At 69.5% G+C, this 24,461-nt stretch carries 22 protein-coding genes and 1 pseudogene; 12 read left to right on the forward strand and 11 right to left on the reverse strand.

Translation table 11 applies throughout. The features are described from left to right. Positions 1-53: 53 nt before the first annotated feature. Positions 54-2,069, reverse strand: a complete 2,016-nt coding sequence (locus KY5_RS33660) for a TerD family protein (protein WP_098247654.1) — start codon at positions 2,067-2,069, stop codon at positions 54-56. A 334-nt stretch (positions 2,070-2,403) separates the two neighbouring features. Between KY5_RS33660 and KY5_RS33665 the strand changes: the two genes are divergently transcribed. After that, complete coding sequence (locus KY5_RS33665; protein ID WP_098245732.1) at positions 2,404-3,327, forward strand: endo-beta-N-acetylglucosaminidase H; 924 nt, start codon at positions 2,404-2,406, stop codon at positions 3,325-3,327. A gap of 273 nt (positions 3,328-3,600) precedes the next feature. Further along, a complete protein-coding gene (locus KY5_RS33670; protein ID WP_098245733.1) occupies positions 3,601-4,809 on the forward strand; it encodes a serine hydrolase domain-containing protein in 1,209 nt (402 codons plus the stop codon). Positions 4,810-4,958: 149 nt separating this feature from the next. Here the strand turns inward: KY5_RS33670 and KY5_RS33675 are convergent, their stop codons facing one another. Next, positions 4,959-6,038 carry a hypothetical protein gene (locus tag KY5_RS33675; RefSeq protein WP_098245734.1) on the reverse strand — a complete coding sequence of 360 codons (1,080 nt, stop codon included), beginning with the start codon at positions 6,036-6,038 and terminating at the stop codon, positions 4,959-4,961. Between the two features lie 426 nt (positions 6,039-6,464). Between KY5_RS33675 and KY5_RS33680 the strand changes: the two genes are divergently transcribed. Further along, entirely contained in the window at positions 6,465-6,674 is a 210-nt protein-coding gene (locus KY5_RS33680) for a DUF6243 family protein (RefSeq protein ID WP_098245735.1), read from the forward strand. A gap of 165 nt (positions 6,675-6,839) precedes the next feature. On the opposite strand, the gene KY5_RS33685 is transcribed toward KY5_RS33680, so the two are convergent. Together KY5_RS33685 and KY5_RS33690 are read right to left on the reverse strand one after the other, a co-directional pair. Next, entirely contained in the window at positions 6,840-7,199 is a 360-nt protein-coding gene (locus KY5_RS33685) for a hypothetical protein (protein WP_098245736.1), read from the reverse strand. A 123-nt stretch (positions 7,200-7,322) separates the two neighbouring features. Then, a complete protein-coding gene (locus KY5_RS33690; protein WP_098245737.1) occupies positions 7,323-8,033 on the reverse strand; it encodes an alpha/beta fold hydrolase in 711 nt (236 codons plus the stop codon). A gap of 465 nt (positions 8,034-8,498) precedes the next feature. Between KY5_RS33690 and KY5_RS33695 the strand changes: the two genes are divergently transcribed. After that, the gene (locus KY5_RS33695) at positions 8,499-8,828 is read left to right on the forward strand and encodes an STAS domain-containing protein (RefSeq protein WP_098245738.1); all 330 of its coding nucleotides are present in this window, start codon (positions 8,499-8,501) and stop codon (positions 8,826-8,828) included. A 214-nt stretch (positions 8,829-9,042) separates the two neighbouring features. Beyond that, complete coding sequence (locus KY5_RS33700; protein ID WP_159072661.1) at positions 9,043-9,855, forward strand: hypothetical protein; 813 nt, start codon at positions 9,043-9,045, stop codon at positions 9,853-9,855. Positions 9,856-10,176: 321 nt separating this feature from the next. Here KY5_RS33700 and KY5_RS33705 read toward each other — a convergent pair whose 3' ends face one another. The 4 genes from KY5_RS33705 to KY5_RS33720 all read right to left on the reverse strand — a co-directional run bounded on the left by KY5_RS33705 (position 10,177) and on the right by KY5_RS33720 (position 14,159). Further along, positions 10,177-10,896, reverse strand: a complete 720-nt coding sequence (locus KY5_RS33705) for a type 1 glutamine amidotransferase domain-containing protein (RefSeq protein WP_098245740.1) — start codon at positions 10,894-10,896, stop codon at positions 10,177-10,179. 63 nt (positions 10,897-10,959) lie between these two features. Continuing rightward, complete coding sequence (locus KY5_RS33710; RefSeq protein WP_098245741.1) at positions 10,960-12,546, reverse strand: succinic semialdehyde dehydrogenase; 1,587 nt, start codon at positions 12,544-12,546, stop codon at positions 10,960-10,962. A 7-nt stretch (positions 12,547-12,553) separates the two neighbouring features. Then, complete coding sequence (locus KY5_RS33715) at positions 12,554-13,480, reverse strand: acetoacetate decarboxylase family protein (RefSeq protein WP_098245742.1); 927 nt, start codon at positions 13,478-13,480, stop codon at positions 12,554-12,556. Between the two features lie 103 nt (positions 13,481-13,583). Then, positions 13,584-14,159, reverse strand: a complete 576-nt coding sequence (locus tag KY5_RS33720) for a TetR/AcrR family transcriptional regulator (RefSeq protein ID WP_098245743.1) — start codon at positions 14,157-14,159, stop codon at positions 13,584-13,586. A 355-nt stretch (positions 14,160-14,514) separates the two neighbouring features. Here KY5_RS33720 and KY5_RS33725 point away from each other — a divergent pair, with 355 nt between their 5' ends. The 3 genes from KY5_RS33725 to KY5_RS33735 all read left to right on the forward strand — a co-directional run bounded on the left by KY5_RS33725 (position 14,515) and on the right by KY5_RS33735 (position 16,848). Beyond that, the gene (locus tag KY5_RS33725) at positions 14,515-15,435 is read left to right on the forward strand and encodes an NAD-dependent epimerase/dehydratase family protein (protein WP_098245744.1); all 921 of its coding nucleotides are present in this window, start codon (positions 14,515-14,517) and stop codon (positions 15,433-15,435) included. 39 nt (positions 15,436-15,474) lie between these two features. Further along, entirely contained in the window at positions 15,475-15,675 is a 201-nt protein-coding gene (locus tag KY5_RS33730) for a hypothetical protein (RefSeq protein ID WP_234362992.1), read from the forward strand. A 162-nt stretch (positions 15,676-15,837) separates the two neighbouring features. Further along, the gene (locus KY5_RS33735) at positions 15,838-16,848 is read left to right on the forward strand and encodes a helix-turn-helix domain-containing protein (protein WP_098245745.1); all 1,011 of its coding nucleotides are present in this window, start codon (positions 15,838-15,840) and stop codon (positions 16,846-16,848) included. A gap of 313 nt (positions 16,849-17,161) precedes the next feature. Here KY5_RS33735 and KY5_RS41960 read toward each other — a convergent pair whose 3' ends face one another. Next, positions 17,162-17,302, reverse strand: a complete 141-nt coding sequence (locus tag KY5_RS41960; protein WP_159072662.1) for a hypothetical protein — start codon at positions 17,300-17,302, stop codon at positions 17,162-17,164. Between the two features lie 731 nt (positions 17,303-18,033). On the opposite strand from KY5_RS41960, the gene KY5_RS33740 reads away from it, so the two are divergent. Next, entirely contained in the window at positions 18,034-18,633 is a 600-nt protein-coding gene (locus KY5_RS33740) for a DUF6058 family natural product biosynthesis protein (protein ID WP_098245746.1), read from the forward strand. Positions 18,634-18,713: 80 nt separating this feature from the next. On the opposite strand, the pseudogene KY5_RS33745 reads toward KY5_RS33740, so the two are convergent. Next, a pseudogene (locus KY5_RS33745) lies at positions 18,714-19,335 on the reverse strand (transposase); the annotation flags it as partial. Between the two features lie 473 nt (positions 19,336-19,808). Between KY5_RS33745 and pcaC the strand changes: the two are divergent. The 3 genes from pcaC to KY5_RS33760 are packed head-to-tail and all read left to right on the forward strand — an operon-like array spanning position 19,809 to position 22,568. Next, positions 19,809-21,092 (forward strand): 4-carboxymuconolactone decarboxylase, encoded by a 1,284-nt coding sequence (gene pcaC, locus KY5_RS33750; protein ID WP_098245747.1) that lies wholly within the window; start codon positions 19,809-19,811, stop codon positions 21,090-21,092. A gap of 12 nt (positions 21,093-21,104) precedes the next feature. Further along, positions 21,105-21,758, forward strand: coding sequence for an MBL fold metallo-hydrolase (locus tag KY5_RS33755; RefSeq protein WP_199843360.1), 654 nt, complete (start codon positions 21,105-21,107; stop codon positions 21,756-21,758). 30 nt (positions 21,759-21,788) lie between these two features. Beyond that, positions 21,789-22,568, forward strand: coding sequence for an exodeoxyribonuclease III (locus KY5_RS33760; RefSeq protein ID WP_098245748.1), 780 nt, complete (start codon positions 21,789-21,791; stop codon positions 22,566-22,568). Between the two features lie 56 nt (positions 22,569-22,624). Here KY5_RS33760 and KY5_RS33765 read toward each other — a convergent pair whose 3' ends face one another. Further along, positions 22,625-24,397 carry an SGNH/GDSL hydrolase family protein gene (locus KY5_RS33765; RefSeq protein ID WP_098245749.1) on the reverse strand — a complete coding sequence of 591 codons (1,773 nt, stop codon included), beginning with the start codon at positions 24,395-24,397 and terminating at the stop codon, positions 22,625-22,627. Positions 24,398-24,461: the final 64 nt, after the last annotated feature.

Consider the following 24,461-nt stretch of genomic DNA (forward strand, 5'->3'; position numbering starts at 1 on the left):
TCTCATCCGCGTCCGCGAGCCCACGCCGTCGCCTGCTCTTCGGGCTCCGTGCGTCAGCTCACGTTGGTGATCACTCCTCTATGGAACACGTCGATCGCCGAGTCGACGCTCCGGATGAACCCGGACGCCGCGTTTCCGCGCGTACTGCCCAGTGTCCGGGAGAGCGAGAGCCGAAAGCCGGTGATCTCACCGGAGAAGCCCCTGCCGGAGCCCGGAAGGAGGTCGGCCGGCTCCGGGCGGAGCTTGTCCAACGTGCCTCGTGGGCCCGGCACTTCTCCGCGCATCAGCGTCTCGACGTGCAGATCGGCAGGGGCCGCGGCCAACTGCTTCATGAGGCGCTTCACCCAGGTCAGCGGGTATCCCTGGTCGGCCGCCCGCACCTCGATCGACATGCGCAACCGGCTCAGTCGCAGATCGGCGGTGAGGTGCAGCGGGCCGGGCGCGCCGTCGATCTTGATCTCGGCGTGCAGTCGGCCGTCCTCGCACAGCGACTTGGCGAGCGCCGTACGGCGCGACTGCGGATCCGTGCCGCGCTTGGCGCGTTGGACGGGGACGACCTTCTCGCCGAGTTCGCCCCCGAGGCGCAGGCAGACTTGACGGATGAGACGCTCCCAGCTCTCCACCACCCGCACCGCACGCGGATCACCCGGTACGAGGGTCTCGTCGTCGATCCCGTTGCGGACCGAGACCCAGTCGGCGCCCATGTTCTGGAAGCCGTGGCAGCCCGAGTTCTCGTGCTGGAGATAGTGGAGGAGTTCCTGGAGCAGCCAGGCGTGCGGCTCCTGGCGGACTCCTTCGTGGTGGATCAGCATCTGCGCCTGGTGCGTGACATCGGCCCAGGACAGATGCCAGAGCGCGACCTTGTTCTTGCGCCGGGCATCGGGGTTGACCTCCACGAGCGGGCTGCCGTCGAGCGCCACGTCGTTGGAGAGGGTGATGACGGCTTCGTATCCCCGGCGCACGGCGATGTCGAGGTAGTCACGGACCTGTTCGGCCCTGAGGGGATTGCCGTTGGTCTTCGTCTCCACGAGGGCGGTCCAGAGCCTGCCCGCGCGTTCGACGCGGATGATGCCGTCGGGGCGCCGGGGGCGGTCCGAGTTCGGCAGCACGACTTCGGTGAACGTCTCCATGCGGCCCGCGGGCGCGCCGAAGGCAGCGGTCAGCCTGCGGCCGAACTCCGGCACCTGCGCCATGACCGACAGCAGGATGGAGGTCGCCCGCACCTCCCGGTCCTTGTCGCTCTTCAGCGAGGAGAGCGGGAAGAGCCGCGCGGGACGCCACTCGTCGTTCTCCGCCAGGGACGGTTTGGCAGGCGCCTTCGGCAGCTTGGTCTTCTTCTTCGCCGTGCGAAGCCGACGAGGCTGAGGGGCGGGTGGTGAAGGGGAGGGGGTGGGGAGCGCCAGGACCGGTGCGGCAGGGGCCGAAAGCTCCTGGGGAGCGTCCGTGCTGGCGGTCTCTGCGACCTCTGCTGCCTCTCCGGGTTCTGCTGCCTCGGCGGCCGACGCGGACTGCGGCGGTACGTCCTGGTCGTCGTCCTCGTCGATCTCGATGCCGTAGTCCGTGGCGAGGCCCGCGAGGCCCGTCTCGTACCCCTGTCCGATCGCGCGGAACTTCCACTCGCCCGCGCGGCGGTAGATCTCGGCGAAGACGACGGCACTCTCGACGGTCGCCCCCACGAGGGCGAAGCCGACGAGGTCCTCGCCGGACGCACCGGTGAGGGTGAGTCGGAGGTCCTGCAACTCGCCGAAACCGGCGCGCCGGTACCGGCTGGCCGCGATGACCACGCGCTCCACCGCGGCGGGCAGCGCCGACAGGTCGAGCCTGATTCTGTCCTCGCTGCCGTTGTCGGTCGGTGTCTGACCGAGTACCTGGACGGATCCGTCCGCCGCGACCGGATGGTTGTAGAAGTAGAAGTCGTCGTTTCCGCCGACCTTCCCGTTCTCGCGGAGCAACAGGACCGACACGTCGCAGTCGCCCTCACCGCTCGCGCTGCTCCAGCCGAGCCGCGCCACGAAGGAACCGCCCCCGTCGCCGAGTGGAGGAAGAGCCGTGTTGGCACCTTTGGTCAGTTCGCGCACGCGAGCCCCCCCGAGGCAGGGAAGGGCGGCACGGTCGAAGGCCGAACGGCCCTCCTGGTGGTGGAAGTTGAATGCTTCTCCGTCATAGGAGCTTGCGACGCGAGTTGTCGTCCTGACAAGGCTTCGGCCCAGCAGGCCGGATATCGCCGGAACATCCCAAAGCCCGCATCCGGCCCCCGGGTTGTGACACACGATGTGTGGAGATCATGAAGATTCCGTGCGTGATTCTTGGGGATCGGTCGCAGGAGCGGAAAACTCAGAGGGCTCACTCGGCGCTTTCGAAACAGGTCGGGCGCCGACCCATGCGATGGGAGACCGATCAACGATGTTCACTCTGGTACGGGGCAGAACGCGGAAGGCCGCGCTCGCGCTCTCGGCCGTCGCGGCCCTCGCCTTCGGTACGACCGCCACGGCCGGCGCGGCGGCGGCCCCCGCTCCCGCCCCCAAGAAACAGGGACCGACCTCGGTGGCGTACGTCGAGGTGAACAACAACAGCATGCTGAACGTCGGCAAGTACAGCCTGGCCAACGGCGGCGGCAACGTCTTCGACGTCGCGGTGATCTTCGCGGCGAACATCAATTACGACACGACCAAGAAGGCGGCGTACCTGCACTTCAACGAGAACGTGCAGCGCGTTCTCGACAACGCCGCCACGCAGATACGCCCGTTGCAGCAGAAGGGGATCAAGGTCGTCCTCTCGGTGCTCGGCAACCACCAGGGCGCCGGGTTCGCCAACTTCCCGTCCCAGCAGGCGGCTTCGGCGTTCGCGAAGCAGATGTCGGACACCGTCACCAAGTACGGCCTCGACGGCATCGACTTCGACGACGAGTACGCCGAGTACGGCAACAACGGCACGGGGCAGCCGAACGCCAGCTCGTTCGTGCACCTGGTGACGGCACTGCGCGCGAACATGCCGAACAAGATCATCAGCCTCTACAACATCGGCCCGGCCGCGTCGCGCCTCTCCTACGGCGGCGTCGACGTCTCGTCCAAGTTCGACTACGCCTGGAACCCGTACTACGGCAGCTGGCAGGTCCCCGGCATCGCGCTGCCCAAGTCGAAGCTGTCGCCCGCGGCCGTCGAGATCGGCGGGACCTCGCGGAGCACGTCCGCCAGTCTCGCCCGGCGCACCGTCAGCGAGGGCTACGGCGTCTACCTGACGTACAACCTCGACGGCACCGACCGCAGCGCCGATGTCTCCGCGTTCACGAGGGAGTTGTACGGCAGTGACGCCGTCTACAAGCCGTAGGGCCACCTCGCGCCCCTGAGAACCGTACGAGCCGCGCTTCTGACAACGATGTCGGAGCGCGGTTCGTGCGTCGCGGCCCGACCGGTCCCGGCGTCGTGCCCTGGTAGTACGCGGCGGGATCCGGTGGGCCTGTGGTCCCGTTCGTGCCGCGTCGCGTAGTACCGCGGTGCCGTCCTTGGGTTCATCGTCAACCGCGCGGCCCGCGGTCGACGTCACACGCAACACAGGGGGCACACCAGGCCCCCCGGAGACGATGACCTGGAGGCAACACCCATGAAGCGGTGGGCTGCACGTACGACTTCCCTCGCGATGGTGACATCCGCGCTGATCGGGGCGGCCGCTGTCGCCCCCTCGGCACACGCGGCGGACCGGCCGGACCGGGGGCGCGAGGCGAGCGGGGCGGACCGGGGGCACGAGGCGACCCGGGCCGCGCTGCGTGCGTTGGTCGAGAAGGGGGAGCTGCCCGGGGTCGCCGCCAAGGTCCGTGACGGCAAGGGGAGTTGGTTCGGTACGGCCGGGTACGCCGACACCGGAACGGGGCGCAAGCGCACGGCCGCCGATCACTTCCGCGGGGCCAGCATCACCAAGACCTTCGTCGCGACCGTCCTGCTCCAGTTGGAGGCGGAGGGAAGGCTGAGCCTGGACGACACCGTCGAGGCGTGGCTGCCGGGCCTGGTCAGAGGCAACGGGTACGACGGCAACAAGATCACCCTGCGGCAGCTGCTCAACCACACGAGCGGCATCGCCAATTACACCGAAGACCCCGTCATCTCCCACAACTCCGCGGGACTCGGCTTCCTGGAGCACCGGTACGACACCTACGCGCCCGAGGAGCTCGTGGCGGCCGCGCTGAAGCAGCCCCCGCACCCCGCCCCCGAGAAGTCGCCGCTGTACTCGAACACCAACTTCGTGATCGCCGGGATGGTCATCGAGAAGGCGACGGGCCGCGGGTACGCGCAGGAGGCCACCCGGCGGATCATCAAGCCGCTGAAGCTGCGCCGGACGTCGTTCCCGGGCACGGCGCCGCACCTGCCGAAGCCGCACCCCGTCGGGTACTCCCGACTCCACGAGAAGGCCCCCGACGCCGCGATCGTCGACGCCACCGAGCAGAACATGACGTGGCTGGGCGCGGCGGGCGACGTCATCTCCACCACCGACGACCTCAACCGCTTCCAACGCGCCTTGATACGCGGTGAGTTGCTCCCGAAGGCGCAGATGAAGGAGATGCTCCACGAAGTGCCGGACGGAAAGTTCAACGGGTACGGGCTCGGCGTCGAGTTCGCCGAACTGTCCTGCGGAGTGAAGGTGGTGGGCAAGAGCGGCCGCGCCAACGGCTCGCTGTCGGCCATGGTCGGCACGCCGGACGGCAAGCACCAACTGACGTTCAACATCAACGGCGACTGGCTGCGGGACGGCGACATGTACACCGACGTGGTCGAGGCCGAGTTCTGCGGCAAGTACCCGCCGTCCGCCGCGCGTTAGCGGCCTCGCGACTGACCGGCCCCGTTCCGTCATCACGGAACGGGCGGGGCCGGACCGCAAGGGGCCGCACGGGTGCGGACGTCCGGTCTGCTCGGACGAATTCCGTGACCGCTACCGAAAACCCCTAGTGGTCCGGCCTGTTACGGCGATCAGTAGAGGTGGCGGGCGAAGACGTCCGACTTGCCGTTGGTGTCGCCGGGCACGATGTCGTCGGCCGCGGACTGGAAGACCACGTCGCGCCCACCGGCGCTGACGGCGTCGGTCCCGGCCGAGGCGGGCTGGGCGGAGACGACCTCGTCGGTGCCCGTCCGCAGGTCGCGCAGCACGAGTGACGGTGCGCTCGTGTCGCGCGGGGCGTACAGCAGATAGCGGCCGGTGGGGTCGATGGCCAAGCCCTTGACATTCGGCACCAGTTGGTTGGTGCCCGTGCGGATGTCGTGGACGTAGGTGTCGGAGCCCGAGAGGTAGACGACCTTGCCGCCGTCGTCGCTGAGCTGGACGAGGGACGCCGCCTTGTCCGGGCCCTCGATCGGCCCCGAGGTGGTGGCGCCGGTCCTGTCCCACACGAAGACGTCCTCCGTCTGGCCGTCCTGGTAGGCGACGTAGCGGCCGTCACCGCTGATGGACGGCTTGGAGGGCTTGGTGTGGGCGAAGGTGGCGACGTTCTGGTTGGCGCCGCCGTTGTTCCAGTCCTGCACCTCGATGCGCTGGCCGAACGTGGGTTGCCTGGGATAACGGAGGACGTGGGCGGTGTAGCGGCCGTCCGTGTTCAGCGACGCCTGGTCGCAGGTGTAGGCCGAGCAGTTGAGCGAAGCCGTCCGTCCCGTGCTCGTCTGGTACTGGCGGATCCGCACGTTGGTGATCCACTCATGCGCGTAGCCGATGTACTCCCCGTCGCCGCTGATCACCGGGGGCCCGATGGGGGAGAGGTCCCCCATCCGCTGGTTCTGTCCCGTCCGCTGGTCCCGGAGGAACACCTTGCTGCCTCCCGACGCGGTGTCGGACGTCAGGTTCGTCGCGGACGACGAGAAGATGACGCGACGGCCGTCGTGGCTGATCGAGGCGTCGGCGGAGTCACCGTCGGCCTGCGTGCCGTCGGCCGCGACGCTGATCCTCTCGACACCGGCCGCACCGGCCGCACCGGCGCCCGAGGGCTCGGCCGAGGCGACTCCGGGCAGCGCCACCGTGACCGCGCAGACCGCGACAGCCGCGCCTAAGACGCCCCGCACACGTCTGGTGACACGTCTGCCGGTCCCCCGATTCACGTTTCCACTCATGTTCCCCCCCCAAATAGGACACGATCGTTCGTGATCTCGCCCTCCAGTTCCCCACGGGAGGGTCACCGAAATGCAACCGTGATCGCACTGTGGGGTCAATGCATCACATGACGTATAAAGAGGCGCAGTTACTGTCATGTGCGTAGACGGTCGACCGAGGCGCTACGGACCTCGCTGGCGCGTCTCCGGCCGGTGGGGCCCGTGGGAACGGTGAAAACCTGGTGTGCGGGGGCGACAGAACGGGGTAACGTCGTGTCCATGTTCTTCCAGACGCCGATTTACGAGTGAGCGTGATGGGCCCCTGCTGACGTCCCGACGTCGCCGCGCCCGTCCCCACCGATGAATCCGTAGATCACTTCACACCATCCGGGAGAACCCGTGAGCAAGAACATCAACAACCCTGTCGGCATGGGCGGCGGCCAGCGCAAGAAGCAGTCCCGCGCCGAGCGACAGAACAACGGCCCGCACCGCAACCTCGACCGCAAGGGCGCCGCCGACCAGAAGGCGGAGCTGCTCCGCAAGATGCGCGAGAAGGTGGGCGGCACCGAGGGCGCCGCGAAGACGGGCGACGACGCCGCCCAGAGCTGACACAGGCACGGCAGTACGCAGCAGGGCCCGGACCGCGACGCGCGGTCCGGGCCCTGCTGTCCTCAGGGAACAGGCGCGGGCAGACTCCGTGCGACGGATGCCCGCGGCGGCAGTACGTGTCCAGTGATCGGACGGTCAGTGATCGGACTGTCAGTGGCCGGAACGTCAGTGGTCGGAATAGCTGAAGTCGCCCATGGTCCAGGCGCTGACGTCCCCGATCGCCACCCGGTACATCCCGCCCGTCTCCGGGATGCCCACCGTGCCCTGGAGGATCCGGGCGACGTGGAAGTGCAGGTGGGACGGCGGCCCCTCGTTCTTCGCGGGTGCGTCGAAGACGCCGGAGAACTCGCCGAGGCGGTCCGAATCCTTGAGGACGTCCGACACCCGTTGCCTCCACACCGCTTCGGGGGCCAGTCGACCGGTGATGACAGCGCCACCGGCGACCACGGTCAGGGACATCTGGTTGCTCCGCCCGGACTCCACCAGGGCGGCGACGTCAACGAGCAGCTCGTCAGGCTTCGACATGAGACCAATCATATGGACCGGCGGGGCCGGTGGGACCGGCGAGCCCCGTGATCCGGGCGCTGAACCAGGAGTACCGCGTACCGCCCTCCCCGGACGACGACTCCGGCGGAGCCGCGCGGACCGTCAGTCCGTCGGCGCGAAAGCCGTGATCGCGTCGACGAGCTCGGCCGGGGCTTCCAGTGGGATCAGGTGACCCGTCTTCGGTATCACCATGAAGTCGGCCCCGGTGAGGCACGGCATCAGGTTGTCGACGAGTACGTCGACCGGCTCGACCTGGTCGTTCTCTCCGGCGACGACGAGAGCGGGCACGCTGATCATGCGGGTGTGCTCGCAGATGTCCTCCGCGATGCCGCGCAGCGGCCACTCCGTGCGGGCGGCGTCGGCGCCGCCGCGTGAATCGGCCACGATCCGCGCCTTGACGGCTTCGGGCAGGTCGGTCGCGGTGAGGATGCGGTCCCGTGCGTCGGCGACGGACTCGGCGGAGTCGTACGCGTGCGCAAGGGCCTGCCCGTACGCGGGGGTGATCCGCGCCGGGGGCTTCGCCGGGCCAGGGCCGACGAGGACGATCCCGCGCAGGGCCGCGGGCCGGGTCGCCGCGATGAGCTGCGCGACCTTGCCTCCCAGGGAATGCCCGACGAGCAGGTAGTCGGCGACGCCCGCGTCGGCGAGCACGGCGAGGGTGTCGTCGGCGAGCTGACGGAGCGTATAGGGACCGGGCAGGCCGCCCGAGCGGCTCCACCCGCGGAAGTCGACGGTGATGATGTCGCGACCCGCGAGGCCCTCGACGACGAGGTCCCAGGTACGGGCGGAACCGCCCCAGTAGTGCAGGAACATCAGGGTCGGTCGGGTTCCCGGGCGGTGGTCATAAGCGGGCAGGAAGGGCTGCTGTGCCACGTGACCCTGATCCGGCAGATGAGCTACGAACCCGTCGGGCGCCACGCCGCCTCCGTCGACGATGCGGATCAGCCCTGGAGGAATTCCTCGAGCCGGTCGGAGTCCAGCAGCAGGGACCGCAACTGGGCCAGGGCGACCTCGCGGATTCCGTCCCCAGGTGGCTGTGGGTGGGCCATCGGTTGTCCCCCTTTTCGCCGGCGGCATACGTGGGGCGGACGGGTATCCCCTGCCCACCGCGTATGCCGTCGGCAAGGCCAGGAGGGCGCACGGGGGTACACGGGGGCGCAGAGGGTGCGAGAGTGGATCCGCCCCCTTCACTCTGTGGGATTGGTCGGCTACATTCCGACGTCGTGGAGTGGTCAGGGAGTCGGCCGCCCCTGAGGTGAAATCTGCTCAGGAGCCGTGATGCTTTTCCCTTATCAAGTCACCAGTCATCTGGTTGTCCCCGTCGAGGACATCATCGACATCGCCAACGCGCCGGGCCTGCGGGTGGAGTTCACGCGCCTGGTGGAGCGGACGTCCGCCCGCTCGGTCATCATCGACTTGCGTCCGGCCGTGCTCACCCTCGCCGGCGTCGAGGTCCTGGAGGACACCCACGCCGCGGCCGTACATCGCAGCCTGCCCCTGGGGGTCAGCGCGCCGCACCGGCTGGCCCGCAAGGTGCTGCACCTCACCGGCGCCGACCGTCTCTTCCCCGTCCACCCGGACCTACCCACCGCCCTGCAACCACCCTGACCCTCTGGGCGGGCCGGGGCCGTGAGCACTTCCGGACGCACCACGGCCCCGGCCTGTCCCCTCCCGGCCGTACGGCGCCTCCCGCACGTCGTGCGGCCAGAGGGGTGACCGCACGAGGAACTGGGAGGGGAGCTCCTTCTCCTCGCGCGGCCGGGCAGCCGTCATCCATCGCCGACTACAGATGACGGCTGCCCTTACCTTGTGCACACTCACTGTGCCCTGGCTGGGGCGCGACGGCACCTGCGCAGATGACAGCACTTCACTGCTCCCGAGTGCCGGGGCGGACTCGCGCGAGCTCGGCTCGGATACCAGCGGGGAGTTTCCCTCCCGCGCTGAGCAACTCCCTGAAAGCCACGGCCGTGACGCGGGACGTGCACCCCGCTCGTACGACGGCCCCCGGCTGTCCCTGAGCGCCCAGGTCCACACGGTCCTGGAGCCGGTCCACTGGCTGCTCGCCCGAGTCGGCGACGACTTCGTAGTGCGGCAGATCGGCCGGGAGGCGGGCCGCCAGCTGCGCGAAGGCACGCCTGTGGAACGGTTGACCGTCCGGCTCGCGGGCACGATGATGGACGAAATCCGCGACCTGGGCCGGTGGATCCTCGGCGCGGCCCTGCCCCGCTGGGGCTGCGGCCTTCAGGACTGCGAGAGCGGCACCCTGTGGACCATCGGCACACCCTGCGAGGTGTGCGCCGAAGCGGTGCACGGGAAGTCCCTGGCACGCCGCCGCACGATGCGCCTGGAGCGGGGCCTGTACCCCGAGCACGGCACCCGCCCGGCTGCGCGTTCCGTCACCCGGGCCCACGAGGCACCGCCGAAGGATGCCTGCGGCGCCCTCGACGACGGACTGTGCAAGCCCTGCCGGGCCCTCTGCCGCCCCACCCCCGAAGTACCTGCTCATGCGGCTGCTGAGCCGGAGCGCTGCCCGGTGACCCAGGGCGGCACCTCGTGTAAGCGCAATGCGTTGCCAACTCACGGGGTCTGCCCGTCACCTGGCGCAGCGGCTCGCCGGGACCGGGGTATGACGTAGAGTCAGGCGGTTGCGGAGCCGTGGCTACGGTGTGAAGAAGATCATCCTGGCGTTTGACCAAGGGGTATGCATCTCCCTTCAGACGGGCCGCGCCCTGGGAGATGACACCAAGCTGGCGCTGGACGGCTGCCGCGGCACCACAGCGGCGACGCCGACTACATGCACTGGTACTGGTCCGTCTGACAAACCCAAGTATGGCTGTGGGTGGCCTAAGAGGTGATTGCCGAAGCGGTCAGGCGAGGTCATTCCCGCTGACGTGGAGCGCGATCTTCCGGGATGTTGATCCGATGGCCATCTGTCACGGGAGGACTGCGTCTCGGCTCAGCCTCGCTCCTTCGACGCGTTGCCCTCGATGCTCTCGATGGCCTCGACGACCTTCTTCGCTGTGGCCTTGGCCGAGCCCGGGTTCTGGCCGGTGACGAGGTTGCCGTCGGTCACGACGTAGGAGACGAACGGCAGTGTCGCCTTCTCGTAGCGCGCGCCGCGCTCCTTGGCCTTCTCCTCGGCGTTGTAGGGGACCAGTTTGTCGACGCGGGCGAGGACCTCCTCGGTCCAGGCGAAGCCCGTCATCTTGCGGCCGGCGATGAGGTAAGAGCCGTCGGAGAGCCGGGTGTTGAGCAGGCCGCAGTAGCCATGGCAGACCGAGGAAACGATGCCGCCGCGCTCGTAGATCTCGCGGGTGATGCGCTGCAGGCCCTCGCTGTCGGGGAAGTCGTACATCACCGCGTGACCGCCGGTGAAGAAGATCGCGTCGTACCCGGAGGGGGCGATCTGGTCCGGGCTCGCCGTGTTCTCGAGCAGCGCCATCTTCCGGGGGTCGGCACGCCACGCCTTGGCGGTCTTGTCGTAGTTGGGGAACTTCAGCGCGCGCGGTTCGAGCGGCACCGCGCCGCCGGCCGGGCTGACGAGCGTCTGCTCGTAGCCGTGCTCCTCGAAGACGTGCCAGGCGTGCGTGAGCTCGGAGAGCCACAGGCCGGTGGTGTGGGACGGGTCGTCGTAGTGGCCGACGTTGGTGACGACGTGGAGGACGCGCTTGGTCATGGCTGATCTTCCTTCATGCGGACCGGGATGGCGAGGTGACGGGCCGTCTGAGCCGGTGGTCGGTCAGCGGACGCTCAGGGCGCGCAGCGTCTTGAACGTTCGGGTCAGGATCCGCGCCCACTGCTCGTGCCCGATCCTGCGGGGCGGGGTGAAGCCCTGGAGGCGCTGGTGGGCGACGGTCTGGGCTTCGGTGTACTTGAGCAGCCCGTCGGCGCCGTGGCGGCGACCGAGGCCGGAGTCGCCCATGCCGCCCATGGGGGCGTCGACGCTGCCCCAGGCGGCGGCGAACGCCTCGTTGACGTTGACGGTGCCGGCGTGCAGCCGTCCCGCGACCTTGCGGGCCTCGGCGCCGTTGCGGCCCCAGACGCTCGCGTTGAGGCCGTACGGCGTGGCGTTGGCCATCGCCACCGCCTCGTCGACCGTCCGACAGCGGTAGATCGACACGACTGGGCCGAAGGTCTCGTGGTCGAACAACGTCATCTCCGGGGTCACATCGGCCAGGATCGTCGGCTCGTAGAACAGCGGCCCGAGGTCGGGCCGGGCCTTGCCCCCGGTCAGTACGGTCGCGCTTTTCGACACCGCGTCACCGACGTGCGAGCTGACGGTCTCGAGCTGCGAGGGGGTGGTCAGCGAGCCCATGTCCACCGAGTAGTCGTAGGCCGCGCCCAGGCGCATGGCCCGGACGCGTTCGACGAACGCGGTGACGAACGCGTCGTGGAGCTCATCGGCGACGTAGAGCCGCTCGATGGACACACACAGCTGCCCGGCCGAGGGGAAACAGGCGGCGACCGCGCCGGCGGCGGCCTTCTCGATGTCGGCGTCGGCGAGGACGACCATGGCGTTCTTGCCGCCGAGCTCCAGGGACGCGCCGATCAGCCGCTCACCCGCGTCGCGTGCGATCTGGCGCCCGCTGGCGGTGGAGCCGGTGAACATCATGTAGTCCCCGCCGGCCATGAGCGCGTCTCCGATGGAGCTGCCACGGCCGACCACCATCTGCCACACGTCGGGCGGCAGGCCGGCCTCGCGCATCAGGGCCAGCGCCCACAGCGCGGTCAGGGCGGTCTGGGTGTCGGGCTTCTGTACGACGGCGTTGCCGGCCATCAGGGCCGGGAGGGCGTCGCCGGCGGCCATGCTGAGCGGGTAGTTCCAGGGCGAGATGACGGTGACGACGCCCTTGGGGTGGTGCAGCTCGGTGGTGTGGGTCAGCACCGGGATCGCGCCCTTGCGGCGCTTGGGTGAGAGCAGCCGCCGTGCGCTGCGCGCGTAGTAGCGTGCGGTGATCGCGATGTCGCTGACCTCGAGGAACGCGTCGCGACGGGTCTTGCCGCTCTCGGCCTGCATCAGGTCGAGTGCCTCCTCCTGCCGCTGCAGGAGGAGGTCGTGGAAACGCAGCATGATGCGCTTGCGGTCGGCCACCGGGGTGGCTGCCCAGCCGGCCTGGGCGGCGCGTGCCCGGGTGAAGGCGTCCTCGACGTCGCCGGGGGTGGAGACCGGCAGGTCCGCGAGGGGTTTGCCGGTGTACGGCGAGGTCGTGGTGACCCGCTGGGCACGAGCACCGGCGGCCACCAGGGTGGCCAGGTGGCCGACCCGGGTTGGCGTCAGCGATGTGGGGAGGGCGGCCTCGACGGGGCCGGTGTTGGTGGTGGTCATCCTGTCCTCAGCTCCGGCCCTGGATGGAGGTGGGTACGGGCATGTGCAGCGCCAGCTGGCCCTCGGTGGTGACGTCGAGCTGGATCGTCCGGATCGGCTTCAGCGAGCGCAGGTCGTCGCTCATCCGGCCCTCACCGAGCCGCAGGTCCAGGGCGCGGGGCAGCCGTGTGGTTCCCGAGGCGAGCATGTTGATCTGGCTGGTCGTGGAGTGCCAGGCACCGTCGATCGTGGTGTAGGAGGTCAGGGTCGAGACGTGTTCGCCGGTGGGCCGGGCGGTCTGCTTCGGGGTGGGCGCCGACAGGGCGAGGTCAAGGCCACCTTGGTCGTTGGTGACCCTGGCGGAGGTGCGCTCGGTGTCGATGCCGACGTCGAGCCCGGTGACCCACTTGGGGAACCCGTAGCCGTCGTGGCCGCGCACCTGCGCGATCTCGGTGTTGACCGGGAGGGAGAGGACGTAGGAGTGCAGGGAGTCGTTCTTGAGCCCGGTGGCCAGGTCGAGCAGGCCCAGACCACCGTGCCGCGCCGGTTTCACGGCGATGCCGACCGCGGCCTCGGTATAGAAGTCGATGTCGCACACGTCGTACCGAAAGGCCATCACGGAGACGATGCCGAGCCCCGGGGCGATCTCGAGCGGGTCCAGCTCCCGGGGCAGGCGGGCCCGGATCGCCTTGGTCGGCGCGAGCATCGTGAGCCGGGCCGTGGAGATGCGGTAGTAGAAGTTCGGCGTCAGCGTGGGGCCGATGCGGGAGTCCACGCGGCTCTTCGGCATCCGGCGGAAGAAGTCGACGCTGCTGACCCGCGGGTCCCGCTCGACCTCGTCGAGGTCGGTGTCCATGCGGAACCGGTCGTAGAGGCCGCCTTCAGGGACGGTGACGAGACGCCCTGCGAGATCGACCTCCACGGTCCGGTCGATCAGCTTGCCGGTCGCGGCCATGACTCTCCTCCGATGTAGGCGGTGCTCACATCGAGAATCGCATGGGATGTGAGCACCGTCAACAATGGATGAGGTGAGGTGCACGGCGGGCGGACGGCACGCGTCAGGAGCCGACCGACGTGATGGCGAGGAAGGCGCTGCGCACCCGGTCGGCGACCTCCTCGCCCGACGCGGCCTGCAGCTTGCCGTCGAGGTACAGGCAGGCCAGTCCGTGGGCGAGCCCCCAGCCGGCCGACGCCAGGGCCGAGGCGTCCGCGTCGGGGAAGACGCGATCGAGCGCGTCGGCCAGCAGCTGGTGCAGGGCGTCGGCGGCCTTGACCCGCTCGTCCTCGGCGTCATCGCAGGGCTTGCCGAACATCACGCGGAACAGGGCCGGGCGCCGCAGCGCGAAGGCGACGTAGGCGACGGCGAACTCGGCCAGGTCCGGGAGTGAGGCGGGCAGGTCGCGCCCGTCGCCCAAGTTGCCCAGCAGGTCCCGGAAACCCTCGACGGCCAGCGCGGACTCCAGGGCGTCGCGGTCCTTGAAGTGGCGATACGGCGCGGTCGGCGACACTCCGGCCCGGCGTGCGACGGCGCGCAGCGAGAAGGGCTCGCCACCCTCCAGCATCTCCATCGCGGTCGACAGCAGCGCCGCCCGCAGGTCGCCGTGGTGGTAGCTGCTCTTCTCTGATGTTGACATTGCTTACTTCGCCCTCCTATGCTGTGTGAGCACCGTAAACATACGGTACATCCGGAGGGGCCGAGACCCGCAGAGTGCTCACCGGCCCTCGTCATCAGCCTGGGCGACGACACGTTCTCGCCGGCGGGCCGTCGACGACCTCGCTCATCGCCTCTTCTCGTTCACCTCGGTGACACACCGGCACCACACCAGCGACCAAGCGCCCGAAGGCCCGACCCACAACCACATCGGCTGGGTCCGCACCCCGGCCACGGTGGTCGGCCGCCTCGTCACGTGGCGGCACGACGCTGCTCGCAGTTGAGTTGTCGACACCACCCGCACCACCCGCACCGCCCACCTCAAGGAGAGCAGCCCCATGCAGACCGTTCTCGGCGCCGGCGGACCCATCGCCGACGAGCTCGTGAACGAGCTCCACCGCCACCACACCAAGGACATTCGCCTCGTCAGCCGCAAGCCGTCGAGGGTGAACGACACCGATGAGCTCGTCGCCGCAGATCTCACCGACGCCGACGCCACCAGCCGTGCCGTCGCGGGCAGCGACATCGCCTACCTCACCGTCGGCCTGCCCCTGGACTCGGAGCTGTGGGAGCGAAAGTTCCCCCTCATGATGCGCAACGTCATCGACGCCTGCGCCGAACACGGCACGAAGCTCGTCTTCTTCGACAACACCTACATGTATCCCGGAACATCGACGCCCCAGACCGAGTCGACGGCATTCGCGCCGGGCGGACGCAAGGGACGGGTCCGCGGACAGATCGCCACCACGCTGCTGGAGGCCATGCGGGCCGGACGGGTCGAGGCACTGATCGGCCGAGCGCCCGAGTTTTACGGTCCCGGCCGGACGAAGAGCTACACGAACTCGTTGGTGTTCGAACGGATCAAGACGGGCAAGCGGCCGTTCGTTCCCGTCGACGCCCACGCCAAGCGCTCCCTGATCTGGACCCCCGACGCGAGCCGCGCCCTCGCTCTGCTCGGCAACACCCCGGACGCCTACGGCCAGACTTGGCACCTGCCCGTCGACCCGGACCGCAAGTCCTACGCCCAGCTCATCGAGATCGCCGGCGAGGTCACGGGCCGCAAGATCGGCTACACGGTGCTGCCGATGCTCGCCTTCCGCCTCGGGCGCCGCTTCGTCAAGCCGCTCGACGAGATGTACGAGCTGCTCGTCCGCTACCGCGACGACAACATCTTCGACAGCTCGACGTTCGCGGCCCGCTTTCCCGACTTCCCGGTCACCAGCTATCGGGAAGGAGTGGGGCGCATCCTCGCCGGCTGACCCCTCGACAGGACCTCCTGATGGCCGGCGCGTGCCGCGATGCCAAACCGGATCTGGGCGACCGGCTCGTTGGTCAGCTCCAGCAACTCGCGTGCCTACGAACGCGGCCTGGCCCGGCTCGTCCACCACGAGGTCGACCACCTCGATGGCCTTCTCTGCACCGCCCGGGTGCGGGACGGCGTAGATCCCATTCCTGTTGAGGAGCACCGACAGATCGGCCGCGCCCGGGCGTACGAGTAAGTCATTCATCCGCCTAGTCCGTGGGGCGGGACGCACTGGCCGCGACGGTCCTGTCCCGGTCCAACTCCTTCGGCTCCGCTCCCTCTTCGTACGCCCCGACCCGCTGCTCCCGCCGCTCTGTACGCTGACAGCCGGAACCACGGAACCTGACGGGGCGGATCCATGCAAGGTTTCACTGAGTTGCGTCTCGACCCACTTGACCGGCTACCGATCTCACTCGCCGCACACCAGGGCGCTACGCTGCTGTCGCTGCTGGCCGATGCCTTCGGACAGCGCAGCCAAGGAGTGCCGCCGCGGTGGCGTCGCCTGGTCCGCTCGGCCATCTCGAAGTCCCCGGAGGCGATCCTCGGGCCGCTGTTCGCTCCCGGCTCCTCGGTCATCCCCGATTGCGTCACCCCGACGGCATGCATGCCGGGCGGCGATGTGGCCACCTTGTGCGCACAGATCGCCGACCTGCCTCCGGACACGCTCCTGGCGGAACTGGGTGCGGAGTTCGGCACGACCGTGCCCGAGCGGTGGCGACCGGTGGTGGACCGACCGCGGCATTGGCTGCATGCCTATGCCCAGCTGTCCCAGTGCGTCTGGCGGGAGTTCGAACCGGTCTGGAAACAAGCGAAGCCGCACATCCAACGGGAAGCTGAACGGGTGGGTGCTGCGGTCCTCCAAGGCTGCGCCGATCTGGTGTTCCAGGACCTGAGCCCGCGCTTTCGCCTGCAAGACGGCAGCCTGCACCTGCCCGATCCGCAGGCCGACACCTTTCGGCTGAACGGACGGCGGCTGGTCCTGGTCCCCATCGTGTCGGGGCCCGGTGCGTCGATGTTCGCGCTGGATCGCCCGGACCTGGTGTGGATCGGATACCCGCTGCCCGCGATCGGCCGGATGTGGGAAGCGTCCGCGAGTGCCCCTGCCCCCAAGGCCGACGCGCTGTCGCTGGTGGCCGGCCCGCTGCGGGCGGCAATCCTGCGGGCGGCCGCGCAGTCGTTGACCATGGGCGAAGTGGCCCGCCTGCTCGGCTGCAGCGCGGCCAACGCCACCCATCACTGCCGACAACTCGCGGACGCCGGACTCATCGACCGTCAGCAGCACGGCCGACACGTGCGGATACGACGCACCGAGCGCGGTGACGCCGTGGTCGACCTGCTGTCAGCCGTACCGGCGTCGAACTGCCGCTGACGCATGCCAAATGCGATGGAAGATATGGAGATTTCGGCTCGGGCGGAGGTCTACTTTGCCCGTGCAGGCACAGAGGATGTCGTGAGCGCGATCCGGTGGTGAAGCGTCAACGGGTCGCGGATTCGTCTCCCCGGCCCGGAAGCCTTGGCGACGGCGGATTGCCGCGCCTGCGGGCATCGGCTTTCAAGGGGCATTGTCTTAGGAACGCGCTCGACGGGTAAACGGCGCACAGTGACTGCCCGGACGGACAGTTTCCGTGCGCCGCTCTGGATGGATCAGCGCTCAGTGTGGGTGCACGCGGGGACGAACTGCCTCAGCAATCGACGTACATCCAGTCGGGAGAGTCGTTCTCTTTCGGGGAGAGGTTGGTCTGCGTCCAGGGGCCCACTTCGGCGACGCTGAACCACGGGTTGTTGTAGTTGTAGAAGGTGACGGCGTTGCCGTGCGTCTTCACAGACGACACCTTTCCCTGCAGCGGGGTGCCCACGATCTCATTGCGCCCGCACTGGGTGGCCCAACCTATGAGCCCTGTTCCGTCCCGCGACAATCCCGCCGGCGGCAAGGAGCAGCGCACCCGCACCAGCCGTTAAACGCATCTTGCTCTTGCTGCTGATCACATCGAGCCTTTCTCCTGGTCTGGAAATTCCGGAGCGAAGCCGGTCTGGCACCGCGGTTCGAACTTTTGAACTGAAGGTCCGCAGCCGCTGGCGGGGCACTGGCCTCGCCCAGCGCATCCACGAGGAACTCCTCCGGTCCCGGACGGAAGAGCGCGTCACCCTCCTCGTCGACCCCGATCTCCCCAAGGGCAAGACGCGGTACGAATCCTGGGGTATCGCGACATCGGCGGCCAGCAGCCGTTCCCCGACGTCCCGATCTACGCCACCATGGTCCGCCCGCTGGCCTGATGACCTTGAGACTCCGACCTCCCCGCTCGTCGCGGACGCAGAGTTCTCCGCCGAGGCTCGGAAGGACAGCCGCGGCCCCTGGAAACCGGGCGCCGCTTCTCCTACGCCGTGAAGTGTGACGCCTAGCCTCCTTGTGGATCGGTGGGGCGGAGCGAGGGCGAGGTGCCTTCGTGCTGTCGTGGTTCCATCGATGGTTCGGTGAGTGCCGAACCGCCCGGCCGGTAGCGTGCCGAGTCCTGTGCGGGAGATGCCCACGCTGGTAAACGCCGGAGGCGACCTGATGTCGGAGACAGATCTGGAGCAGCAGCTCGTCGAGCGATTCCGCGAAGTCAACGGTGACCATCCGATGACCGATACCGATGACGCATACGTCAGCGCGCAGTTCGTTGCCCTGGAGGAACTGTGCGCAATTCATGGCCGCGATGCCGATGCGGTACGCCGGCTGATGCTGGGGCAGCATCTGCCGCTTCCGGGATATCTGCGCTCCGACGGTGCCGAGATGGTGCCGGCCGACCTGTTCGCTCTCGCCGACGAAGCCGGTGGCGTAGAGCTGCTCGAAGCGTGGTTCACCGCTCACTGGGCCGACCCGATCACCGGGAAGGCGGAATGGAATGCGTACCTCAGCGGACAGTACGTGTGCCTGCACTCGGTGACCCCAGCCGCCATTCAGCGCAAAGATCACCTGACGACCGCGATCAGCGCCGCAGCGAAGGAGCCGGATTTCGGTTCAGCGCGGTGGTCTGAGCGGCTGCACGCGCTGGTCGACGAACTCGACACGCTGGAACCGGCGTTCACGGCCTACGACCGTCTTCGGTTCGGCGGACCCACGTCCCGGGACACCTGCATCGACGCCCCACGCGCCCGCTTCCCGCGCCCGTGACCCGGATCCATGGGTGGCGATCTGCGGATCGGTTGCGCTCGCTCATGCCACGCGGGCTTCGGGACGTTCGACGAGGTGGCCGCGTTCACGGCCCGCCACTGGGCCTGGGCGGACTCAACAAGCTTGAAGACCATCGTCGGGGCTGCAGTGCGGGAGCCGGCGCCACGGGTGACCTTGGTCCGCAGCCGGACGGTGGCGAACGTGGACTCGATCAGGTTGGTCGTCCGCAGATGGATCCAGTGTTCGGCGGGGAAGCCATAGAAGGCCAGTAGCTCAGCCTCGTCGTCGGTGATCTTCTTGACGGCGGAGCCGTCGGCGCGCACCCCGATGAGCACCAGGACGAAGGCTTTGGCCTCCTCCAGGCGGATGTTGAGGTGGATGCCGTCGGCCCACACGTACACGTAGTCGACCTCGGCGAGGTCGCGGTCCATGAAGGCGGTGTGGTCGGCCTGCCACTGCTGGGTCAGCGGGGGGCGTCGCCGGGGAGAGACCGGCGGAGGAGCCGAGGAACTGCTCGAGTGCGGGCACGAAGTCGCCGGAGGACAGGCCGTGCAGGTAGAGCAGGGGCAGCACCTCGCTGATCTTCGGGGACTTGCGGCACCACGGCGGCAGGATCGCGGGGGAGAACCGCTTGTGCTCGCCGGTGGCCTGGTCGACGCGCTTGTCGTTCACCCGCAGCGCCTTCACCTCGACCGCTCCGGCCGTGCGCCTTCCCGGACAATCTCATCAAGCAGCGAACCGCCGCTTGGCGTGGTGCTGTCCTCGTTGACCACCGTAAGCATGGGCGCGCCTTCCCGACCGACGCGGCAACGTCGGCCTTGCTCGATGACCTATCGGTCGATCCATCGGGAAGGTACGCCTCCTTCCGTCAGGGCTGATCCACAGGTATTGAGCATTGCTCGGAAGCCGGATCTTGTTCACTGCGTGGTGTTCAAGCCGCTGCGACCGGAACCACGTGAAGGCGTGACCAAGGATGAAGATCCTCGTAGGAACTGGGGGAGGGCATGTGCCCGGAGGCTCACTGTGGATACGGTCACGAGTGCACGCTGGAGAGTACGTACCTGGGCTCATCGAGGGGTTCCGGCGGTGTCGGACCTGCCGTCGCGAGCGGGACACGGCCCGCTGGGTTCACCCCGGCGATGTGACATCTCGTGACTGATGAGAGGGTCGGGCGGGTGAGTGAGACACCGATGAACACCCTGCAATACCGCTTTGACGGGCCGGAAGACGCCCCTGTCCTGATCTTGGGTGCCTCACTGGGTACCACCTGGCACATGTGGGATCGGCAGATACCCGAGCTGACCCGGCACTGGCGGGTCTTCCGCTTCGACATGCCCGGGCACGGCGGGGCGCCCGCCCATCCCTGCGGGTCCGTGGGCGAGCTCGCCGGGCGGCTGCTCGCGACGCTCGACGAGCTCGGGGTGCAGCGCTTCGGGTACGCGGGCTGTGCCTTCGGCGGGGCCATCGGTGTCGAGCTGGCGCTGCGGCATCCGCAGCGCGTCGCTTCGCTGGCGCTGATCGCCGCCTCGCCGAGGTTCGGCACCGCCGACGAGTTCCGTCAGCGCGGTGTCATCGTGCGCAGCAACGGGCTCGACCCGATCGCGCGCTCCGCGCCCGACCGCTGGTTCACGCCCGGGTTCGCGGCCGCGCAGCCCGCGATCACCGACTGGGCCGTACAGATGGTGCGCACCACCGATCCGGGGTGCTACATCGCCGCCTGTGAGGCGCTCGCCGCCTTTGACGTGCGGGCCGAGCTGGGCAGGGTCGGGGTGCCCACGCTGGTGCTCGTGGGGTCCGAGGACCAGGTCACGGGGCAGGGGGAGGCGCGCACGCTCGTCGCGGGGATCCCCGACGCGCGGCTCGCCGTGGTGCCGGGGGCCTCGCACCTCGCGCCCGTGGAGCAGCCCGCCGCCGTGACCGACCTGCTCGTGCGGCACTTCTCGACGGCCTGGCAGCAGGACACCCAGGCCGCGATCACCGCGCCGCCGGTCAAGCCCGTGCTCGCCCCGCCGCTCGTGCCGCCCATGGCGGAGATCGCGCCCATGGAGCAGCCCGAGGCCGTGGAGGGGGCGGCGAGACCCGATCCGTACGAGGCGGGGATCAAGGTCCGTCGCGAGGTGCTCGGCGACGCCCACGTCGACCAGGCGCTCGCCGCCGCCGACGACTTCTCGGGCGACTTCCAGGAGCTGATCACGCGCTACGCGTGGGGCGAGGTCTGGAACCGGCCGGGGCTCGACCGCCGCTCCCGCAGCTGCGTCACGCTGACCGCGCTCGTCGCCGGTGGGCACCTGGACGAGCTGGCGTTCCACACCAAGGCCGCGCTGCGCAACGGGCTGACCCCCGCCGAGATCAAGGAAGTGCTGCTTCAGGCCGCCGTCTACTGCGGCGTCCCGGCGGCGAACGCCGCCTTCAAGGTCGCCCAGGGCGTGATCCGCGAGGAAACCACGCCCCAGGAGTAGCAGGATGGAGGCATGACGACCTCCACCAAGCGCATCACGTTCACGAAGAAGTCCCACGCGTGCGTGCGTCTCGAAAAGGACGGACGCACGCTCGTCATCGACCCGGGCGTCTTCAGCGAGGACGACGCGGCCCTGGGCGCCGACGCGATCCTCGTCACCCACGAGCACCCCGACCACTTCAACGAGGAGCGGCTGAGGGCGGGCATGGCGGCCAACCCGGCCGCCGAGATCTGGACCCTCAAGTCCGTCGCCGACCAGCTCTCGGCCGCCTTTCCCGGGCGGGTGCACACCGTGGGCGACGGCGACACGTTCACGGCGGCCGGGTTCGACGTCCAGGTGCACGGCGAGCTGCACGCCGTGATCCACCCGGACATCCCGCGGATCACCAACGTCGGCTATCTGGTGGACGGTTCGGTGTTCCACCCTGGTGACGCGCTGACCGTCCCCGACCAGCCGGTCGAGACGCTGATGCTCCCCGTGATGGCCCCCTGGAACAAGATCTCCGAGGTCATCGAGTACGTACGCGAGGTCAAGCCCCGGCGCGCGTACGACATCCACGACGCGCTGCTCACCGATCTGGCCCGGCCGATCTACGACAACCAGATCGGCGCCCTGGGCGGCGCCGAGCACCTGCGGCTGACACCCGGGGAGTCGGCCGACCTGTGACTGTCAGTGCCGCCCGGTAGGTTGTGAGGCATGCGCATTGCGACCTGGAACGTGAACTCGATCACCGCTCGGCTGCCGAGGCTCCTGGCCTGGCTGGAGAACACCGGCACGGACGTGCTGTGCATCCAGGAGACCAAGACGACGGCCGAGGCGTTCCCCGCCGACGAGCTCCGCGAGCTCGGCTACGAGTCGGCGGTGAACGCGACCGGGCGGTGGAACGGCGTCGCGCTCGTCTCCAAGGTGGGGCTTGACGACGTCGTCAAGGGACTGCCCGGCGGTCCCGACTACGACGGCGCGGAGGAGCCCCGCGCCATCTCCGCGACCTGCGGCCCGGTCCGCGTCTGGTCGGTGTACGTGCCGAACGGCCGCGAGGTGGAGCACGCGCACTACGCGTACAAGCTCCAGTGGTTCGAGGCACTGAAGGCGGCGATCGCGAAGGACGCGGCGGGCCCGCGCCCGTTCGCCGTCCTCGGCGACTTCAACGTGGCACCCACCGACGACGACGTCTGGGACCCGGCGCTCTTCGAGGGCGCCACGCACGTCACCCCGGCCGAGCGCGCCGCCCTCGCGGCCCTGCGCGAGACGGGCCTGACCGACGTCGTGCCGCGCCCCCTCAAGTACGCGCACCCGTTCACCTTCTGGGACTACCGGGAGCTCGGCTTCCCCAAGAACAAGGGCATGCGCATCGACCTGGTCTACGGGAACGAGCCCTTCGCGAAGGCCGTCACCGACTCGTACGTGGACCGCGAGGAGCGCAAGGGCAAGGGCGCCTCGGACCACGCCCCTGTCGTGGTCGACCTGGAGGTGTAGGAGGGGCGCTGTTCAGCCCGTCCGGCGTTTGAGGACGAACGCGGCGAAGCCGGTGATCACCGCGCCAAGAGGCGCAGATCGACCGACTTAGCGAGCGCGGCGAGCCCCGCGTCGCCCGGATGCAGATGGTCCCCGCTGTCGTAGGCGGGAAGGATCCGCGCCGGACGCGCGGGATCGCGGAGCACCGCGTCGAAGTCGAGCACCGCGTCATAGTCGCTGTTGTCGCGGAGGTACGCGTTGACGGCCCGGCGCTCGGCGTCGGCCGCGACCGTGCAGAGCGACTCGCCCTCGCAGGGCGCGATCGTCGCGGCGACGGCGCGGAGCCCGCGCGCGTGGGCGCGGTCCGCGATCTCCCGCAGGCCCGCGATCACCTGGTCCGCCGACGCGCCCCAGCGCACGTCGTTGACCCCCTCGAAGACCACGACGGTGCGCGCCGACGTCTGCGCGAGGACGTCGCGGTCCAGGCGGTGCAGCGCGCTCACGCCGCCCGTGTCGGTGGAGACGCCGTCGCCGGAGTAGCGGTCCGCGACGACGCGGTTCGCCGAGATGCCCTGGTTCAGGACGCCGTAGCGCGGCACCTCCGACTGGTTCAGGAGGCGCGTCGCGAGGACGTTGGGCCAGCGGTGGTTGGCGTCCTGCGTCGATTTCACGCCGTCGGTGATGGAGTCGCCGAGCAGCACCACGGATCCGGGACCGCCGCTCACGTCGACACCGGTGAGCAGCGGCCAGTTCGTGATCGTCGAGGTGTACGCCGTGGCGGAGCTCTCCGCGGCGTGGTCGCCCGGCGTGCTCACGTACGAGCGCTGGATGGCCTGGCTGTGCACGGGTGCCGTGGTCACGGGTCCCGGCAGGTGGAAGCTGACCAGGAGGTTCGCGTCGGCGGGCACGTCGAAGGCGAGCGGATCGCTGAACGCCTGGGCGCCCGCCGGGATCTCGGTGCCCGCCGAGCCGCGGAAGGTGAGCCGCCGGGGCTCGGACGCGGCCTCCGCCCCCGCGCCCTGCACGGCCACGGTCGCGCCGCCGATCCGCACCGGGGCGGCCGCGAAGGTGTTGTCGAGCCTGATCCGCACCCGGGGGCCGCCGGTGCTGGTGTGGACGACGAGGCGTACGGTGCGGTCGGTCCAGGGGCCCACCGTGGTGTATCCGGCGGTCGACGCCGACCAGGTGCCCGTCCAGCCCTTGGTCCGGGCGCGCACCGAGAGGGCGAACACGTGCAGATCCGCGGCGCCGGGGTCGCGCGGCAGGTCCACCGACGCGACCTCGCGCCCCCGGACGAGGGGCACTGTCACGACGTACAGCCTCGCCTGCTGGGCGAGTTGGCCGCCGGGCGTGTTGATGTGCGGCAGGGCGACGGCCTTGGTGGCGGGCGGGCCCGTGCGCCAGTCGGGTGCGGTGAGCCGGTAGGTGCCGCGTGAGCCGTCCCGGTAGCGCACCGTCCCGGTGCCCGTCGCCCCGCCGCCGGTGCCCGCGACCAGGAAGGCGAGGGCGTCGCCCCGGCCGCGCACCCGCACCGACTGGCCGTCGGCGCGCACGTTGTCGTCGTCGCCGGGAGCGGTGCGGGGCCAGCTGAGTCGGCTGCCGTCAACGGCCAGGGTGCGGCCGGGAGTCCAGCCCGCGGCCGTCAGGTCCCGGGCGGAGAGGGAGCCGCCGGAACCGTCGAAGTCGGCGTCGGCTGGGCGGGCGTCGTCGCTGACCGCCCGGTTGTCGAAGAGCCGCTCCAGGGGGAGCGGCCGGGGTCCGTGTCCGGTGGTGGCCCCGGCGGAGGCCACCGGGGCGATGCCGGTGAGCAGGGCGAGCACGGTGGCCGTTCCCCAGATTCTTCGGCGCACGACAGACCCCTCCCGCGTGATGACAGATGCGCCATGAAGCTAAGGAGGTGGCCGAGGCGCGTCA

Origin of the sequence: Streptomyces formicae (assembly GCF_002556545.1) — a bacterium.
GTDB lineage: Bacteria > Actinomycetota > Actinomycetes > Streptomycetales > Streptomycetaceae > Streptomyces > Streptomyces formicae_A.

Bases quoted from the DNA above. Each gene is read 5' to 3' on its own strand.
- KY5_RS33685 (WP_098245736.1), bottom strand. From the start codon at position 7,199: ATGTCGAAGCCTGACGAGCTGCTCGTTGACGTCGCCGCCCTGGTGGAG.
- KY5_RS33730 (WP_234362992.1), top strand. From the start codon at position 15,475: ATGCCAAACCGGATCTGGGCGACCGGCTCGTTGGTCAGCTCCAGCAAC.
- KY5_RS33665 (WP_098245732.1), top strand. From the start codon at position 2,404: ATGTTCACTCTGGTACGGGGCAGAACGCGGAAGGCCGCGCTCGCGCTC.
- KY5_RS33755 (WP_199843360.1), top strand. From the start codon at position 21,105: ATGACGACCTCCACCAAGCGCATCACGTTCACGAAGAAGTCCCACGCG.
- KY5_RS33715 (WP_098245742.1), bottom strand. From the start codon at position 13,480: ATGGCCGCGACCGGCAAGCTGATCGACCGGACCGTGGAGGTCGATCTC.
- KY5_RS33740 (WP_098245746.1), top strand. From the start codon at position 18,034: ATGTCGGAGACAGATCTGGAGCAGCAGCTCGTCGAGCGATTCCGCGAA.
- KY5_RS33670 (WP_098245733.1), top strand. From the start codon at position 3,601: ATGAAGCGGTGGGCTGCACGTACGACTTCCCTCGCGATGGTGACATCC.
- KY5_RS33705 (WP_098245740.1), bottom strand. From the start codon at position 10,896: ATGACCAAGCGCGTCCTCCACGTCGTCACCAACGTCGGCCACTACGAC.
- KY5_RS33760 (WP_098245748.1), top strand. From the start codon at position 21,789: ATGCGCATTGCGACCTGGAACGTGAACTCGATCACCGCTCGGCTGCCG.
- KY5_RS33690 (WP_098245737.1), bottom strand. From the start codon at position 8,033: ATGTTCCTGCACTACTGGGGCGGTTCCGCCCGTACCTGGGACCTCGTC.
- KY5_RS33720 (WP_098245743.1), bottom strand. From the start codon at position 14,159: ATGTCAACATCAGAGAAGAGCAGCTACCACCACGGCGACCTGCGGGCG.
- KY5_RS33735 (WP_098245745.1), top strand. From the start codon at position 15,838: ATGCAAGGTTTCACTGAGTTGCGTCTCGACCCACTTGACCGGCTACCG.
- KY5_RS33710 (WP_098245741.1), bottom strand. From the start codon at position 12,546: ATGACCACCACCAACACCGGCCCCGTCGAGGCCGCCCTCCCCACATCG.
- KY5_RS33695 (WP_098245738.1), top strand. From the start codon at position 8,499: ATGCTTTTCCCTTATCAAGTCACCAGTCATCTGGTTGTCCCCGTCGAG.
- KY5_RS33725 (WP_098245744.1), top strand. From the start codon at position 14,515: ATGCAGACCGTTCTCGGCGCCGGCGGACCCATCGCCGACGAGCTCGTG.